This window comes from Amaricoccus sp. (assembly GCF_017993425.1).
Taxonomy (GTDB): domain Bacteria; phylum Pseudomonadota; class Alphaproteobacteria; order Rhodobacterales; family Rhodobacteraceae; genus Amaricoccus.
Genome location: NZ_JAGOMQ010000013.1, coordinates 35,688 through 50,249 on the forward strand (window position 1 = coordinate 35,688; position 14,562 = coordinate 50,249).

The 14,562-nt window shown below is 72.6% G+C and carries 16 protein-coding genes; 6 read left to right on the top strand and 10 right to left on the bottom strand.

Annotation, left to right across the window (positions count from 1 at the left end):
• Nucleotide 1: 1 nt before the first annotated feature.
• The 10 genes from KBB57_RS08100 to coxB all read right to left on the bottom strand — a co-directional run bounded on the left by KBB57_RS08100 (nucleotide 2) and on the right by coxB (nucleotide 8,506).
• Nucleotides 2-1,264 carry a pitrilysin family protein gene (locus tag KBB57_RS08100; protein ID WP_290748502.1) on the bottom strand — a complete coding sequence of 421 codons (1,263 nt, stop codon included), beginning with the start codon at nucleotides 1,262-1,264 and terminating at the stop codon, nucleotides 2-4.
• Nucleotides 1,261-2,652: a threonine synthase gene (gene thrC / locus KBB57_RS08105; protein WP_290748504.1), complete on the bottom strand. Its 1,392-nt coding sequence runs from the start codon at nucleotides 2,650-2,652 to the stop codon at nucleotides 1,261-1,263. Before thrC ends, KBB57_RS08100 begins: the two co-directional genes overlap by 4 nt.
• Before the next feature lie 10 nt (nucleotides 2,653-2,662).
• Nucleotides 2,663-3,334, bottom strand: coding sequence for an SURF1 family protein (locus tag KBB57_RS08110; protein ID WP_290748506.1), 672 nt, complete (start codon nucleotides 3,332-3,334; stop codon nucleotides 2,663-2,665).
• On the bottom strand, nucleotides 3,331-4,035 hold the full coding sequence (locus KBB57_RS08115; protein ID WP_290748509.1) for an RES family NAD+ phosphorylase: 705 nt from the start codon (nucleotides 4,033-4,035) through the stop codon (nucleotides 3,331-3,333). Before KBB57_RS08115 ends, KBB57_RS08110 begins: the two co-directional genes overlap by 4 nt.
• Nucleotides 4,032-4,442: an antitoxin Xre-like helix-turn-helix domain-containing protein gene (locus tag KBB57_RS08120; RefSeq protein WP_290748512.1), complete on the bottom strand. Its 411-nt coding sequence runs from the start codon at nucleotides 4,440-4,442 to the stop codon at nucleotides 4,032-4,034. Before KBB57_RS08120 ends, KBB57_RS08115 begins: the two co-directional genes overlap by 4 nt.
• A gap of 379 nt (nucleotides 4,443-4,821) precedes the next feature.
• Nucleotides 4,822-5,634 carry a cytochrome c oxidase subunit 3 gene (locus KBB57_RS08125; protein ID WP_290748515.1) on the bottom strand — a complete coding sequence of 271 codons (813 nt, stop codon included), beginning with the start codon at nucleotides 5,632-5,634 and terminating at the stop codon, nucleotides 4,822-4,824.
• A 12-nt stretch (nucleotides 5,635-5,646) separates the two neighbouring features.
• Nucleotides 5,647-6,261, bottom strand: a complete 615-nt coding sequence (locus KBB57_RS08130) for a cytochrome c oxidase assembly protein (protein WP_290748517.1) — start codon at nucleotides 6,259-6,261, stop codon at nucleotides 5,647-5,649.
• Nucleotides 6,258-6,449 carry a hypothetical protein gene (locus tag KBB57_RS08135; protein WP_290748519.1) on the bottom strand — a complete coding sequence of 64 codons (192 nt, stop codon included), beginning with the start codon at nucleotides 6,447-6,449 and terminating at the stop codon, nucleotides 6,258-6,260. The genes KBB57_RS08130 and KBB57_RS08135 overlap by 4 nt, the downstream gene beginning before the upstream one ends.
• A gap of 13 nt (nucleotides 6,450-6,462) precedes the next feature.
• Entirely contained in the window at nucleotides 6,463-7,419 is a 957-nt protein-coding gene (gene cyoE / locus KBB57_RS08140; protein ID WP_290748521.1) for a heme o synthase, read from the bottom strand.
• Between the two features lie 34 nt (nucleotides 7,420-7,453).
• Entirely contained in the window at nucleotides 7,454-8,506 is a 1,053-nt protein-coding gene (gene coxB / locus KBB57_RS08145) for a cytochrome c oxidase subunit II (protein WP_367272669.1), read from the bottom strand.
• A gap of 139 nt (nucleotides 8,507-8,645) precedes the next feature.
• Here coxB and tldD point away from each other — a divergent pair, with 139 nt between their 5' ends.
• The 6 genes from tldD (at nucleotide 8,646) to KBB57_RS08175 (ending at nucleotide 14,481) form a co-directional block, all read left to right on the top strand.
• Nucleotides 8,646-10,070: a metalloprotease TldD gene (gene tldD, locus KBB57_RS08150; RefSeq protein ID WP_290748523.1), complete on the top strand. Its 1,425-nt coding sequence runs from the start codon at nucleotides 8,646-8,648 to the stop codon at nucleotides 10,068-10,070.
• Between the two features lie 65 nt (nucleotides 10,071-10,135).
• A complete protein-coding gene (locus KBB57_RS08155; protein ID WP_290748525.1) occupies nucleotides 10,136-10,456 on the top strand; it encodes a cupin domain-containing protein in 321 nt (106 codons plus the stop codon).
• Entirely contained in the window at nucleotides 10,456-10,899 is a 444-nt protein-coding gene (locus tag KBB57_RS08160) for a DMT family transporter (protein ID WP_290748528.1), read from the top strand. The genes KBB57_RS08155 and KBB57_RS08160 overlap by 1 nt, the downstream gene beginning before the upstream one ends.
• A 226-nt stretch (nucleotides 10,900-11,125) precedes the next feature.
• Entirely contained in the window at nucleotides 11,126-11,458 is a 333-nt protein-coding gene (locus tag KBB57_RS08165) for a hypothetical protein (RefSeq protein ID WP_290748530.1), read from the top strand.
• Between the two features lie 206 nt (nucleotides 11,459-11,664).
• Nucleotides 11,665-12,792, top strand: a complete 1,128-nt coding sequence (gene dprA, locus KBB57_RS08170) for a DNA-processing protein DprA (RefSeq protein ID WP_290748533.1) — start codon at nucleotides 11,665-11,667, stop codon at nucleotides 12,790-12,792.
• 66 nt (nucleotides 12,793-12,858) lie between these two features.
• On the top strand, nucleotides 12,859-14,481 hold the full coding sequence (locus KBB57_RS08175; protein ID WP_290748535.1) for an AMP-binding protein: 1,623 nt from the start codon (nucleotides 12,859-12,861) through the stop codon (nucleotides 14,479-14,481).
• The last annotated feature ends 81 nt before the right edge of the window (nucleotides 14,482-14,562 follow it).

Genomic DNA, 14,562 nt, shown 5'->3' on the forward strand with positions numbered 1-14,562 from the left:
GTCAGGCGGCCATCCTTCGTGCGAGCGCGGCCTGGGACGGGGCCTTGCGGACCGGGCCGAGCAGCGCGACCGCCGGCGCGGCGCGGGCGACCAGCGTCTCGGCGAAGGCGCGGACGTCGGCGCCGGTGACGGCGGCGATGCGGGCGAGGGTCTCCTCGACGGGGATCGGCCGGCCCCAGACGGCGACGGTGCGGGCGAGGCGCTCGGCGCGGCCGGAGGGGCTCTCGAGGTTCATGACGAGGCCCGCGGTCATCTGGGCGCGGGCGCGCTCGACCTCCTCGGGGGCGAATCCCCCGGCGGCGCGGCGCAGCTCGTCGATGGCGACCTCCTCGAGCTCGCGGAGCTGATCGCCGCCGGTGCCGGCGTAGATGGTGAGGAGGCCGGTGTCCTCGAAGGCGGCGGCGTGGGCGCCGACGGCGTAGCAGAGGCCGCGCTTCTCGCGGATCTCCTGGAAGAGCCGCGAGGACATGCCGCCGCCGAGGGCGATGGCGTAGATCTGCGAGGCGTAGACGGCGGGGTCGCGGTTCGAGGGGGCCTCGAAGGCGAGGGCGACGTGGGCCTGCTCGAGCTTGCGGACGACGCGGCGCTCGCCGGCGGCGAAGCGCGCCGGGGCGACCTCGACGGGGGGGCGGGCGGCGAGGTGGCCGAAGCGGCGCTCGACGGCGGCGAGGAGGGCGTCGGGATCGACCGCGCCGGCGGCGGCGACGATGAGCTGGTCGGGACCGTAGCGCTCGGCGACGAAGCCGGCGAGGTCGTCGCGGCCGAAGGCGGAGACCCGCTCCGGCGCGCCGAGGATGCCGCGGCCGAAGGGCTGCTCGGGGTAGGCGACCTCCTGGAGCCAGTCGAAGATCACGTCGTCGGGCGTGTCGAGGCTCATGCCGATCTCCTGCAGGATCACCCCGCGCTCGACCTCGATGTCCGGGGCGTCGAAGAGCGGGTGGAGCAGGATGTCGGCGAGGATGTCGAGGCCGCGCTCGACGTCCGCCGCGAGCGTGCGGGAGAAGTAGGCGGTCATCTCCTTGCCGGTATAGGCGTTGATGTAGGCGCCGACGTCCTCGATCTCCTCGGCGATCTGGCGGGCGGTGCGGGTGGGCGTGCCCTTGAAGGCCATGTGCTCGAGGAAGTGCGCGACGCCGTTCTGCTCGGGCCGCTCGTGGCGGCCGCCGGCGGTGACGTAGACGCCGACGGAGGCGGAGAGGAAGCCCGGCATCGGCTCGGCGACGACGCGGAGCCCGTTCGGGAGCGTGTGGAGGTGGGCGGTCATGCGAGCTCCCGCGTGATGAGCGCCTCGATGGCGGCGAGGTCGTTGGGGACGCGGGTCATCCGCTCGGGGCGGTCCATCAGGTCGGCCATGTGCGGGGGCAGCGGCGGGCGGAGGCCGGTCGCGGCCTCGACCGCGTCGGGGAACTTGGCCGGGTGGGCGGTGGCGAGGATCACCATGGGGGTCTTCGGGTCGCCGCGGCGCAGGCAGGCGGCGTGCATGCCGACGGCGGTGTGGGGGCAGATGGTCATGCCGGCGGCGTCGTGGACGGCGGCGATGGCGGCGGAGGTTTCCTCCTCGGAGGCGCGGGCGCTGTCGAAGTCGGCGCGCAGGCGGTCGAGGGCGCCCTGGGAGAGGGCGAAGCCGCCCTTGTCGCGGAGCTCGGCCATCAGCGTGGCCACGGCGGGGCCCTCGCGGTCGTAGAGCTCGAAGAGCAGGCGCTCGAAGTTGGAGCTGACCTGGATGTCCATGGAGGGGGAGATGGAGGGGGCGACGCCTTCCTTGACGTGGCGGCCAGTTTCCAGCGTGCGGTGGAGGATGTCGTTCTGGTTGGTGGCGATCACCAGCCGGTCGATGGGCAGGCCCATGCGCTTCGCCACGTAGCCGGCGAAGACGTCGCCGAAGTTGCCGGTGGGGACGGTGAAGCTGACCTTGCGGTGCGGCGCGCCGAGGGCGACGGCGGCGGTGAAGTAGTAGACGGCCTGGGCGAGCACGCGGGCCCAGTTGATCGAGTTGACGCCGGCGAGGCGGGCGCTCTCGCGGAAGGCGTGGTCGTTGAACATGTCCTTGACGCGGGCCTGCGCGTCGTCGAAGTCGCCGGCGATGGCGAGCGCGCGGACGTTGGGCTCGGCGGGCGTGGTCATCTGGCGGCGCTGGACCTCGGAGACGCGGCCGTCGGGGAAGAGGATGAAGACGTCGACGCCCTCGCGGCCGCGGAAGGCATCGATGGCGGCGGAGCCGGTGTCGCCGGAGGTGGCGCCGATGATGGTGATGCGCCGGCCGGAGCGCCTGAGGCTCGCCTCGAAGAGCTGGCCGATGAGCTGCATCGCCACGTCCTTGAAGGCGAGCGTGGGGCCGTGGAACAGCTCCATCACCCATTCGTTCGGGCCGACCTGGACGAGGGGCGCGCGGGCGGCGTGGTCGAAGCAGCCGTAGGCGCGGGCGATGACGCCGCGGAGCTCGGCCTCGGGGAAGGCGTCGCCGATGAAGGGGGCCATCACCCGGAAGGCGGCCTCCTCGTAGGGGAGGCCGGCGAGGTCGGCGATCTCGGCGGGCGAGAGGGTCGGCCAGGTCTCGGGGACGTAGAGGCCGCCGTCGAGGGCGAGGCCCGCGAGCATCGCCTCCTCGAAGCCGAGCTTCGGGGCGGCCCCGCGGGTCGAGACGTAGCGCATTCCGGCTCCTTCAGACGGTGCGGCGCTTGATACGCCAAAGCAGGTAGCCTGTCATCACCGCCCAGACCGCCGCCAATGAGAACCAGGTGAGCGCGTATTGCAGGTGGTCGTTGGGGATGTTGACCCCGACGGGGAGCGGGGTGGGGCCGGTCGGGTCGTCGGTCGCCGAGGCGACGATGAGGACCGGCTCGGTCCCGAGCGCGGCGGCCATCGCGGGGACGTCGCGGGCGAGCCAGATGTTCTTGTCGAGGTCCGGGGCCGCGGTCCAGCCGTCGGTCTCATCCGGCCAGAGCAGCGCCCCCTCGATGCGGATGCGGCCCGGCGGGCGGGGGGCCTCCTTGTCGGCGATCGGCACGAAGCCGCGGTCGAGCAGCACGCGCCGGCCGTCGCCGAGGCGCAGGGGCGCTACGATGCGGTAGCCGACGCCCCAGGGCGGCGCGGAGGTGTAGACGTGGACCTCGCCCGGCTCCAGCGTGCCGGCGACGGCGACGTGGCGGTATTCGTCCGCCGCCTCGGTCGGGGAGGCGGGCACGTCGGTGGCGGCGGCGGTCATCCGCGCCTCGATCTCGGCGAGGACCCCGCGCTTCCATTCGAGGCGGTGCAGCTGCCAGACGCCGAGGGCGATCAGGATCGCCACGCCGGCGAGGCCGAAGATCAGAGGGCCGATCATGCGGCGGGTCATCCGACGGCCCTCGCCGAGAAGGCGGGCGAGCCGTCCCAGACCAGCTCCCAGCGCGCGCCGGGGCGGACGTTCTGCACGATCTGCGGCTCGAAGGCGACGAGGCAGACGCCGCCGGGCTTGCGCACGGAAGGATAGACGAGGCCGCGCGCGCCGCCGGCGCGCAGCTCGCGGGCGAGGGCCTGCCCGAGCGGGTAGGCCGCCTCGGTGTCGGGGTCGAGGCAGGGGGGCACGGGCGTGACGCCGTGGAGGTCGGGGAACGTCCCCACGAAATCGGCGACCAGCTCGACATAGGTCGCCGTCTCGTGGAGCCAGCGCGTCGCGCGGAGCTCGCGGGTCTTGTGGAAGCCCACCTCCTCGATCGAGACCAGCGTCTCGGTCGCGCAGTACCAGGCGCCGCGGCGCTCGTCGTTGAAGCGGTTGCCGCCCGCGCGGGCATAGGCGAAGGCGGCGTTGACGGTGACGTCGCCCCAGGTGCGCAGGGCGCGCTCGCGGGCGCTGTAGGCGAGCTCGCGGGCGTCGAGGTCGGGCAGGCCCTCGCGCTCGGCGAGGAGGCGTCCCGAGGTCAGGCCCTCGATGCGGGCGAGGCGTTCGAGGTCGTCGGGACGCTCGACCAGGGGCGACAGCACCGGGGGCTTGTGCCAGGCGCTGGCGATCAGCCGGACCGTGCCGAGGATCGGCCCCTCGCGGCGGCCGAGCTTCACGCGCCGCCCCGCAGCGCGTCGACGTAGCCGCGCGCCGCGAGGATGGCGGGCAGGCCGCCGGCCAGCATGTAGGCGACCGGCGAGCGCCCGGCGAAGACACGGCCGGTGTTCGGGCGCTTTGGCCAGGCGTCGGCCAACTCGTCGGAGAAGTAGAGGTGCAGGCCCTTGTAGAGCCCGACCAGTCCGCTCGCCCGCAGGAGCTGGTCCTGCCCGAGCCGGCCGGACCAGCCCGGGGCCTTCATCCGCGCCCAGGTGCGGGCGGAGACCCCGGCGAGCGCCGCCGCCTCGTCGCCGGTCAGCCGCCACGCCGCGGCGAGGCGGCGCAGCGCCGCCAGCGCGACGCGGGCGTCGGCCTCGGGGTCGTCCTCGACATGGGCCGCGTAGAGGGGTTGGGCGATGGCCGTCATGCGGGGCTCCTTCTGCCATCTGTCCGTAAAGTGATGGTCAGATGGCAGGGAGTCAAGCGTGGGGTTGGAGGTGGGTCTACTCGTCCTTGCGCCGTCGAGCAGGTGATTGCGACGGGCCGTATTCGTTCTTAATGCTTGATTGAATAGCGCAAGAATCAACCGCCGAGTTGGCGAAAATGCGATTTTGCGCACAAATATATTTCGAAATATTTTGAATTTAAACGGTGAAAATCATTGCATCGTTATCAGCGCCGCATTTCGCGGCGCCGTGTGCCTCACTTCGAGGTTCCGCCGTCCCCGCCGCTGCCGCTCCGCGTCGAGCCGGGTGACATGCGCATGTCACCCGGCGGGCGCCGTCGCAGGACGAATGGCGTCGCTCCTAGTGTCCGCCGCTGACGGCTCCTGCGGAGCCCCAGATGTAGATGACGGCGAAGAGGAAGAGCCACACCACGTCGACGAAGTGCCAGTACCAGGCCGCCGCCTCGAAGCCGACATGCTGCTCGGAGGTGAAGTGGCCGTTGTAGACGCGGATCAGGCAGACGGCGAGGAAGATCGTCCCGATGAGGACGTGGAACCCGTGGAAGCCCGTCGCCATGAAGAAGTTCGCGCCGTAGATGTTGCCCGAGAAGCCGAAATGAGCGTGGCTGTACTCGTAAGCCTGCACGACGGTGAAGAGGGCGCCGAGCGCGATGGCGAGCCAGAGCCCCGCCTTCATCTCGTCGCGCTTGTTGCCGTGGACGAGCGCGTGGTGCGCCCAGGTCGCCGCGCAGCCCGAGCAGAGCAGGATCAGCGTGTTGATCAGCGGCAGGTGCCAGGGATCGAAGACCTGGATGCCCGGCGGCGGCCAAGTGTGGTCGATCGCCGCCATCGGGTACATGGCGTGCTTGATGAACGACCAGAACCAGGCGGAGAAGAACATCACCTCGGAGATGATGAACATCATCACGCCGTAGCGCAGGCCGATCTGCACGATGGGCGTGTGGTCGCCCGCATGGCTCTCGGTCACCACGTCCGACCACCACGAGAACATCACGTAGAGGACGAGCACGAGGCCCATCAGCATGACCCACGGGCCGTGGTCGTGGAAGAAGAGCACGGCGCCGAACAGCAGGACGAAGGCGCCGACCGCGCCGGCGAAGGGCCAGATGCTGGGCGCTATGATGTGGTAGTCGTGGTTCTTGTGGCCAGCCATTCCGGGGTCCCTCTAGTTCTCGATCGCCGCGGGCTCGACTTGCGCGGCCGCCTTGGCGAGCCGCGTGGACCCGGTCGCGCCGGCCGCGTCGGCGGCGGGCGGCGGGTCGCTCGGGTGCATGGTGTAGGAGAGCGTGATCTCGCGCACGTCCCGGGCCTCGGCGTCCTCGAGGATGGCGGGGTCGACGAAGAAGCTCACCGGCATCTCGATGCGCTCGCCCGGGGCGAGGGTCTGCTTCTCGAAGCAGAAGCAGGCGATCTTGGAGAAATAGGCGCCGGCCGCGTAGGGCGTGACGTTGAAGCTCGCCGCGGCGGTGATCGGGTGGTCGGAGAGATTGACGAACTCGTAGAAGGCGAGCCCGGTCTCGTCGAGCCGCACCTCCATCTTGCGCGCCACGGGCCGGAACTCCGCGGGCAGGCCGGGGGCCGTGTTGGCGTCGAAGCGGATGGTCATCACCTCGGGCCGGGCGGGGCCGGGCGGGGCCTCGGCGACGTTCGGGGTGCCGTTGTAGCCGGTGACGCGGCAGAAGAGGTTGTAGAACGGCACCGCGGCGAAGCTGCCCGCGAGCATCACCGCGGCCACCGCGGCGAGCCGGCCGGCGATCCGCCTGTTGGGGCTGGCGGTCATTTTCCGGGCTCCGTCGCCGGCAGCAGGGACGGCCGGACCTGGTGGTCGAAGCCTTCCATCGCCTCGCCATGCGACATCTTCACGATGGTGACGGCGAAGATCATCAGCACGAGCGCGCCGAGGACGATCCCCAGCCCGACGTTGCGGCTGCGCCGCCGGCCGTAGATCTCGTGGCTGTCAGGACGCATGGCGACGGCCCCCTCAGAGCAGCGTCGGCCAGCCCGTCGCCACGAGGCCGGCGGCGCGCAGGCCGGCCTCGACGAGGAGCAGGCTGAAATGCAGGAACAGGTAGACGATCGAGAAGCCGAAGAAGCGCTTCTCGGTCCGGCAGCGGTCGGCCGCCGCCGTCGCCTCGTCGCGCCGCCAGATCGCCCAGGCGCCGCGGAGGAAGAGCGCGTTGAGGACGAGCGCGCCGGCGAGGTAGACCGGGCCGCCCACCGCGGAGAAGGCGGGCGCGATCGCCGCGGGGGCGAGGATCAGCGCGTAGGCGAGGATGTGGTTGCGGGTCGAGCGCTCGCCGGCCGCCACCGGCAGCATCGGCACGCCGGCGCGGACGTAGTCGTCGTTGCGGAAGAGCGCCAGCGCCCAGAAATGCGGCGGCGTCCACAGGAAGATCAGCAGGAACATCAGCACGCTCTCGGGCGCGACGCCGCCGGTCGCAACCGCCCAGCCGACCATCGGCGGGAAGGCCCCGGCGGCGCCGCCGATGACGATGTTCTGCGGCGTCGCCCGCTTGAGCCACATCGAGTAGATCACGACGTAGAAGAAGATCGTGAAGGCGAGGAACGCCGCCGCGAAGAGGTTGGCGACGAGGCCGAGGAACACCACCGAGAAGGCCGAGAGCGTCAGCCCGAGGGCAAGCGCGGCGTTGCGCTCGACCCGGCCGGAGGGGATCGGGCGGCCCTTGGTGCGCGCCATGACCGCGTCGATGTCGCGGTCCCACCACATGTTGAGAGCGCCCGCCGCGCCGGCCCCGACGCCGATGCAGGTCAGCGCCGCGACGGCGATCACGGGATGCACCGGCACGGGCGCGCAGACGAGGCCGACCAGCGCGGTGAAGAGGACGAGCCGCATCACCCTCGGCTTCAGCAACTCGACGAAGTCGCCGAACTGCGCCTCGGGCGCCCCCGTCTTGTCGGTCCAGACGACCTCGGTCATCGCTCGCTCCGCCCTCGGGCTGGCTGGCGCCGGCTCAGTTCGCCGGCGCGGCCGTCGCGGCCACGTCCGCCTCGCCGCGGACGCCGCCGTACTCGTCGATCGCCCAGTCGAGCCAGGCGGCGTAGTCCTCGGGCTCCAGCGCCTTCACCACGATCGGCATGAAGGCGTGGTCCTTGCCGCAGAGCTCCGAGCACTGGCCGAAGTAGATCCCCGGCTCCTCGACCCGGAACCAGGTCTCGTTGAGCCGGCCCGGCACCGCGTCGATCTTCACGCCGAAGGCCGGCATCGCCCAGGAATGGATCACGTCCGCGCCGGTGGTCTGCAGCTTCACCACCTCGCCCACGGGGACCACCAGCGCCGTGTCGGCGGCGAGGAGGTAGAGGTCCTGGGTGTAGCCGGCGGCCTCGAGATCCTCGCGCGGGAGCAGCAGGCTGTCGTAGGAGAACTCGTTGTCCGGGTATTCGTAGTTCCAGTACCACTGGTTGCCGGTCGCCTTCACGGTCAGCTGCGGATCGGGAATCTCCAGCTGCTTGAAGAGGATCGGCAGCGAGAACGAGCCGATCACGATCAGGATCAGCACCGGGCCGAGGGTCCAGGCGATCTCGAGCTTCGTGTTGTGGGTGAAGCGGGCCGGCTCGGGATTGGCGCGCCGGTTGAAGCGCAGGACCACCATCGCGAGGAGCACCGTCACCAGCGCCACGATCAGCACCATGATCGTGTGGACCATGTGCGAGAGCCAGTGCATGTCGTGGGCGACCTCGGTCACCGCCGGCTGGTAGCCGGTGCCGCCCGGCACGGGCACGCCGATGATCGGCAGGTCGGGCATGGCGAAGGCGGCCACCGGCTCGCCGGTCTCGGGCGGCGTCTCGGCGGGCGTGTCCGCCGCCGGCGCCTGCGCCTCGGCCTCGGGCGACTGCGGGGCCTCCGCCGCGGGAGCCTCGACCGCCGGGGCTTCCGCTGCGGGAGCCTCGGCCGCGGGGGCTTCCGCCGCGGGAGCCTGGGTCTGGGTGTCCTGGGCGAGCACGGCCGGCGCGAAGGCGACCGCAAAGGCCAGGTGGAGCGCCGTCGCGAGGCTTAGCGTCTTCATGCCGTGATCCCACCGTCCGCCGGACGCCTGCCGCGTCCGAGTTGCATCTTGCTGCCGGTGAACCATATTGAGGCGCGAAGGACAAGACGCGGGATCCGCTCCCCGGCGTCGAAAGCCCAACTCCGGGAACCCCTCCGCCATGTCGCAGACGCCGCGTTTCCGCCCCTTCGAGACCGACATCGATCCCGAGCGCGCCCTCGGCACGCTGCGCGAGGCGACGGCCGGCGCGGACGACGGCGAGCTCTTCCTGGAGCGCCGCCGCTCCGAGGGCCTCGTCTTCGACGACGGCCGGCTCAAGACCGCGAGCTACGACGCCGCCGAGGGCTTCGGCCTGCGCGCCGTGCGCGGCGAGACCGCCGGCTACGCCCATTCCACCGAGATCTCCGAGGCGGCGCTGAAGCGCGCCGCCGAGACCGCCCGTCTCGCCGTCGGGGCCGGCGGCGGCGTGATGGCCGCGCCGCCGCGGCCGACCAACCAGCGGCTCTACACCGACCACGACCCGTTCGAGGACGCGGGCTTCCCGGTCAAGGTCGACACGCTGCGCGAGATCGACGCCTACCTGCGCGGCAAGGACCGCCGCGTCGTGCAGGTCTCGGCGACGCTCGCCGCCTCGATGCACGAGGTGGAGATCCTGCGCCCCGAGGGCGGCCGCCTCGCCGAGGCGCGGCCGATGGTGCGGCTGAGCGTCTCGGTGATCGTCGAGGAGAACGGCCGCCGCGAATCGGGCGGCTTCGGCGGCGGCGGCCGGCACGGGCTCGCGCCGCTGCTCGAGACCGGCCACTGGAAGGCCGTCGCCGACGAGGCCCTGCGCATCGCGACGGTGAACCTGCGCGCCGAGCCCGCCCCCGCGGGCGTCATGGACGTGGTCCTCGGCCCCGGCTGGCCCGGCATCCTGCTCCACGAGGCGGTCGGCCACGGGCTGGAGGGCGACTTCAACCGCAAGGAGACCTCGGCCTTCGCCGGCCTGATGGGGACGCGCGTCGCCGCCCCCGGCGTGACCGTGGTCGACGACGGCACGATCCCCGACCGGCGCGGCTCGATCTCCTTCGACGACGAGGGCACGCCCTCGCAGCGCAACGTGCTGATCGAGGACGGCATCCTCGTCGGCTTCATGCAGGACCGCCAGAACGCCCGGCTGATGGGCGTCGCGCCGACCGGCAACGGCAGGCGGCAGAGCTTCGCGCACATCCCGATGCCGCGCATGACCAACACGATCATGCTCGGCGGCAAGGACGACCCGAGGGACATCCTCGCCAGCCTCAAGGACGGCATCTACGCCGTGGGCTTCGGCGGCGGGCAGGTCGACATCACCAACGGCAAGTTTGTGTTCTCCTGCACCGAGGCCTACCGGGTGAGGGACGGCAAGGTCGGCGCCCCGGTCAAGGGCGCGACCCTGATCGGCGACGGCGCGACGGCGCTGAAGCACGTGCGCGCCATCGGCGACGACATGGCGCTCGACCCCGGCATCGGCAATTGCGGCAAGAACGGCCAGTGGGTGCCGGTCGGCGTCGGCCAGCCGACCCTGCTGATCGGCGGCCTGACGGTGGGCGGCAGCGCGACCTGACGCGGCTGGCGCTTTCCGCGGGACGGCCTATTCTGGGCGGCCGATCCCGGGGAGGAGCCCGCGCCTTGAGCCACAACATCGCCGACGTTGCCGAGCACGACGTGGTGCCCGGCTTCCATGGCCGCTTCATCCACAGCGAGCGGATGACCTTCGCCTACTGGCGGATCGACGCGGGCTCGGCGATCCCGGTCCATGCGCATCCGCACGAGCAGGTGGTGAACATGCTGGAGGGCGAGCTGGAGCTGGTGGTGGACGGGGAGCCGCGCCTGCTGAAGGCGGGCGACGTCTACGTGGTGCCCGGAGGGGTCGAGCACGGGGCGCGGGCGGTCACGGACGTGCGCGTCCTCGACGTGTTCGCGCCGGTCCGCGAGGATTACCGGTTCTGATGCGGACGCTGATCCTGCCGGCGCTCGCCGCGCTCGCGGGGGCCGGGATCGTCCTGCAGCAGGCGCTGAACGCCCATCTGCGGATCGCGCTCGGCTCCGGCGCGTGGTCGGGCTTCGTGAGCTTCCTCGTCGGCGTCACCTGCATGGCGGCCTTCGCGCTCGCCTTGCGCGATCCGGTTCCCCTCGTCGCGGCGGCGGGGCGGCTGCCGTGGTGGGCGTGGTGCGGCGGCGTCTTCGGCGCGATCTTCGTCGGGCTCGGGCTCTATCTCGTCCCGGTGATCGGCGCGGCGACGTTCTTCGCCTTCCTGGTCGCCGGGCAGATGGCCGCCTCGGTCGCCTTCGACCATTTCGGCTGGCTCGGCGTCCCCGAGCGCCCGGTCGACCTGACGCGCCTCCTCGGCGCCGCCCTGCTCGTTGGCGGCGTCGTGCTCCTCCGGCGGTAGTCTGCCGACGAATGCCGGACTTGCCGGCCGGTTGATGGCGTGATTCCGTGGATGTCGGCACGGCGGCGACGGAAGGGATTTCGATGCGGGGCTCGGATCGGAGGGCGGGAGATCCCTACTCCCGGTTGGGACGGTCGGACGTCCCGTCCGGGCGGCCGTTGCGGGGGCTGCTGCACTGCTTCCACCCGGTGCGCTGGCAGGGGCAGCTCCGGCGTGGCGTCTCCGGATGAGCGCCCCGATGGATTGCCAGCTGATCGGCCGCTGGCGGATCGTCGCGGCGGATCTCTGGGAGAGCGGCTATCTGGACCTCTGCGCGCCAGCCATGCTGACGATCCGCGCCGACGGCAGCGGCGAGATCGCCTTCGGCGCGCTTCAGGCGAGCCTCGATCTCGCCTACGGACATCAGGACGTCTCCTTCGACTGGGAGGGAGACGACGACATGCACGAGGTCAGGGGCTCGGGGTCCGCAGAGCTGCTGGAGGATGGCTCGCTGGAGATCGAGATCGAGTACCGTCACGGCGACGACGCCATCCTCAAAGCCGTCCGCGACACTTCTTAAGCGGCGCCGCTGGGCTGGCCGACCGGGGAAGTTGCAGACGTGCGGCGCCGCTCCGGGGGAGCCGGCCGGGGTGCAGGACCCGCCCGGGCAGGGCCGCCGCGCCGGGGGCCGGAGCGTCTCGTCCGGGTTCAGCGGGGCGTGACATGAGCGGGCGCGCCGGCCCGGCGTTGACCGCGCGTTAACCCGCGGGCGGGAAGGCTCGCGCCATGAACGCGCCCCGTTCCGCCAAGATCCCGCCCGAGGCCTTGCCCCGCTCGGACCGCGAGCGGCTGGACTGGCTGCGGCTGGCGCGCTCGCGTCGCGTGGGGCCCGCGACCTTCATCCGGCTGATCCGCGAGCACGGCTCGGCCGCGGCGGCGCTCGGCGCGCTGCCGGGGCTCGCCGCGGCGGCCGGCGTGCGCGGCTATGCGCCGGCGACGCGGGAGGACGCGCTGGCCGAGACAAAGGCCGCCGACGCCGCCGGGGCGCGGCTGCTGCTGCTCGGGGCCGACGACTACCCGGCGGCGCTCGCCGCCATCGCCGATCCGCCGCCGGCGCTCTGGGCGCGGGGGGAGCCGGGACTGGCGGCGCGGCCGGCGGTGGCGCTGGTCGGGGCGCGCAACGCCTCGGCGCTCGGCTGCCGCATGGCGGCGCGGCTCGCGCGCGAGCTGGGCGCGGCCGGCCTCGTCGTGGTCTCGGGCCTTGCCCGCGGGGTCGACGCGGCGGCGCACGAGGCGGCGCTGGCGACCGGGACGATCGCGGCGATGGCGGGGGGCGTCGACGTCGTCTACCCGCCCGAGAACGCCGCGCTGACGGCGCGGATCGCCGCCGAGGGGCTGGCGCTCTCCGAGATGCCGCCCGGCCATGCGCCGCGGGCGCAGGACTTTCCGCGGCGGAACCGGGTGATCTCCGGCCTCGCGCTCGGCGTCGTGGTCATCGAGGGCGCCGAGCGGTCGGGGAGCCTGATCACCGCCCGCGACGCGCTCGACCAGGGCCGCGAGGTGATGGCGGTGCCGGGGAGCCCGCTCGACCCGCGCGCCGCCGGCTGCAACGCGCTGATCCGCGACGGCGCGACGCTGGTGCGCTCCGCCGCGGACGTGCTGGAGGCGCTGGCGGCGAGCCTGCCCGCGGCCCCGCGCCGCCCGCCGGCGCCCGCGCCCGACCGGCCCGCCCCCGCGGCGCCGGGGCTGGGCGGGCGGCTTCTCGCGCTCCTCGGCCCCAGCCCGACGCCGGAGGACCTGCTGATCCGCGAGACCGGCGCCGCGCCCGCCGAGGTCGCCGCGACCCTGCTCGAGCTCGAGCTCGACGGCGCCGTCGCCCGCCATCCCGGCGGACTGGTCAGCCGTCCCGCCTGACGGGCTTCACCGCGGGCCGCGCCCGCGCTAGCGTCGCCGCCGACAGGAAGCCCGGAGCTCGCGCCGATGCCGCATGCCCATGCCCGACTCGCGAAGACCGCGGCCAACTACGCGCCGCTCACTCCGGTCGTCTTCCTGCGCAAGGCGGCCGCCACCCATCCCGATCACCCGGCGGTCGTCTACGGCGAGGTGCGCCGCAGCTGGGCCGAGACCGCGGAGCGCTGCCGCCGCCTCGCCTCGGCGCTGGAGGCGCTCGGCCTGAAGCCCGGCGAGACGGTCGCGGTGATGGCGGCCAACACGCCGGAGCTGTACGAGGCGCATTTCGGCGTGCCGCTCGCCCGGGGCGTGCTCTGCACCATCAACACCCGCCTCGACGCCGACACCGTCGCCTATATCCTCGACCACGCCGAGGCGAAGGTCTTCCTCGTCGACCGCGAGTTCGGCGCCGTCGCCCTCGACGCCGTCGCCCGCTCGGCGGCGAAGCCCGTCCTCGTCGACATCGCCGACCCCGCCGCCCCGGGCGCAGCCGTGGGCCGGCTCGAATACGAGGAGATCCTCGCCGGCGGCGACCCCGCGCAGCCCTGGCGGACGCCGGACGACGAATGGGACGCCATCGCCGTCAACTACACCTCCGGCACCACCGGCCGGCCGAAGGGCGTCGTCTACCACCACCGCGGCGCCTACCTGAACGCGCTCGGCAACACGCTGGAATGGGACCTCGGGATGCACCCGACCTATCTCTGGACGCTGCCGATGTTCCACTGCAACGGCTGGTGCTTCCCCTGGACGATCGCCGCCAAGGCGGGGACCAACGTCTGCCTGCGCCGGGTGACGGCGCGGACGATCTACGACGCCATCGCCGACGAGGGCGTGGACCACCTCTGCGGCGCGCCGATCGTGCTCGGCTTCATGATCAACGCCACCGCCGAGGACGCCCGCGACTTCCCGCAGCGGGTGGCGGTGATGACCGCCGCCGCGCCGCCGCCGGCGAGCGTCCTGCAGGCCATGGCCGAGCGGGGCTTCGACGTCACCCATGTCTACGGCCTGACCGAGGTCTACGGGCCGGCGGTCGCCTGCGCCTGGAAGCGGCCGTGGAACGCGCTCCCGATGAGCGAGCAGGCTCGGCTGAAGTCGCGCCAGGGCGTCGCCTACGTCGTCGAGGAGGAGGTCGTCCCGATGGACCCGGCCTCGATGGTCGCGGTCGACCCCGACGGCGCGACCATGGGCGAGGTGATGTTCCGCGGCAACATCGTGATGAAGGGCTACCTCAAGGACCCCGAGGCGACCGAGAAGGCCTTCGCCGGCGGCTGGTTCCACTCCGGCGACCTCGGCGTCCGCCACCCCGACGGCTATATCGAGCTGAAGGACCGGGCCAAGGACATCATCATCTCGGGCGGCGAGAACATCTCGTCGATCGAGATCGAGAACGCGCTGATGTCCCATCCGGCCGTCGCGCTGGCCGCCGTGGTGGCCCGCCCCGACGAGAAATGGGGCGAGACGCCCTGCGCCTTCGTCGAGCTGAAGGCGGGCGCCGAGGCCGCCGAGGCCGAGCTGATCGCCTGGTGCCGCGCGCGCATGGCGCACTTCAAGGCCCCGCGCCGGGTGGTTTTCGAGGAGCTGCCCAAGACCTCGACCGGCAAGATCCAGAAAGGCTCCCTCCGCACCGTCGCCGCCGGCCTCCCCGACTGAGGGCCGCTCCCGCCCGGCCGCCCCGGCCCGAAGCCGGGGGCCCTTCGAGGCTCCTGCCGGGGGCGGCGACCGGCCCCCTGC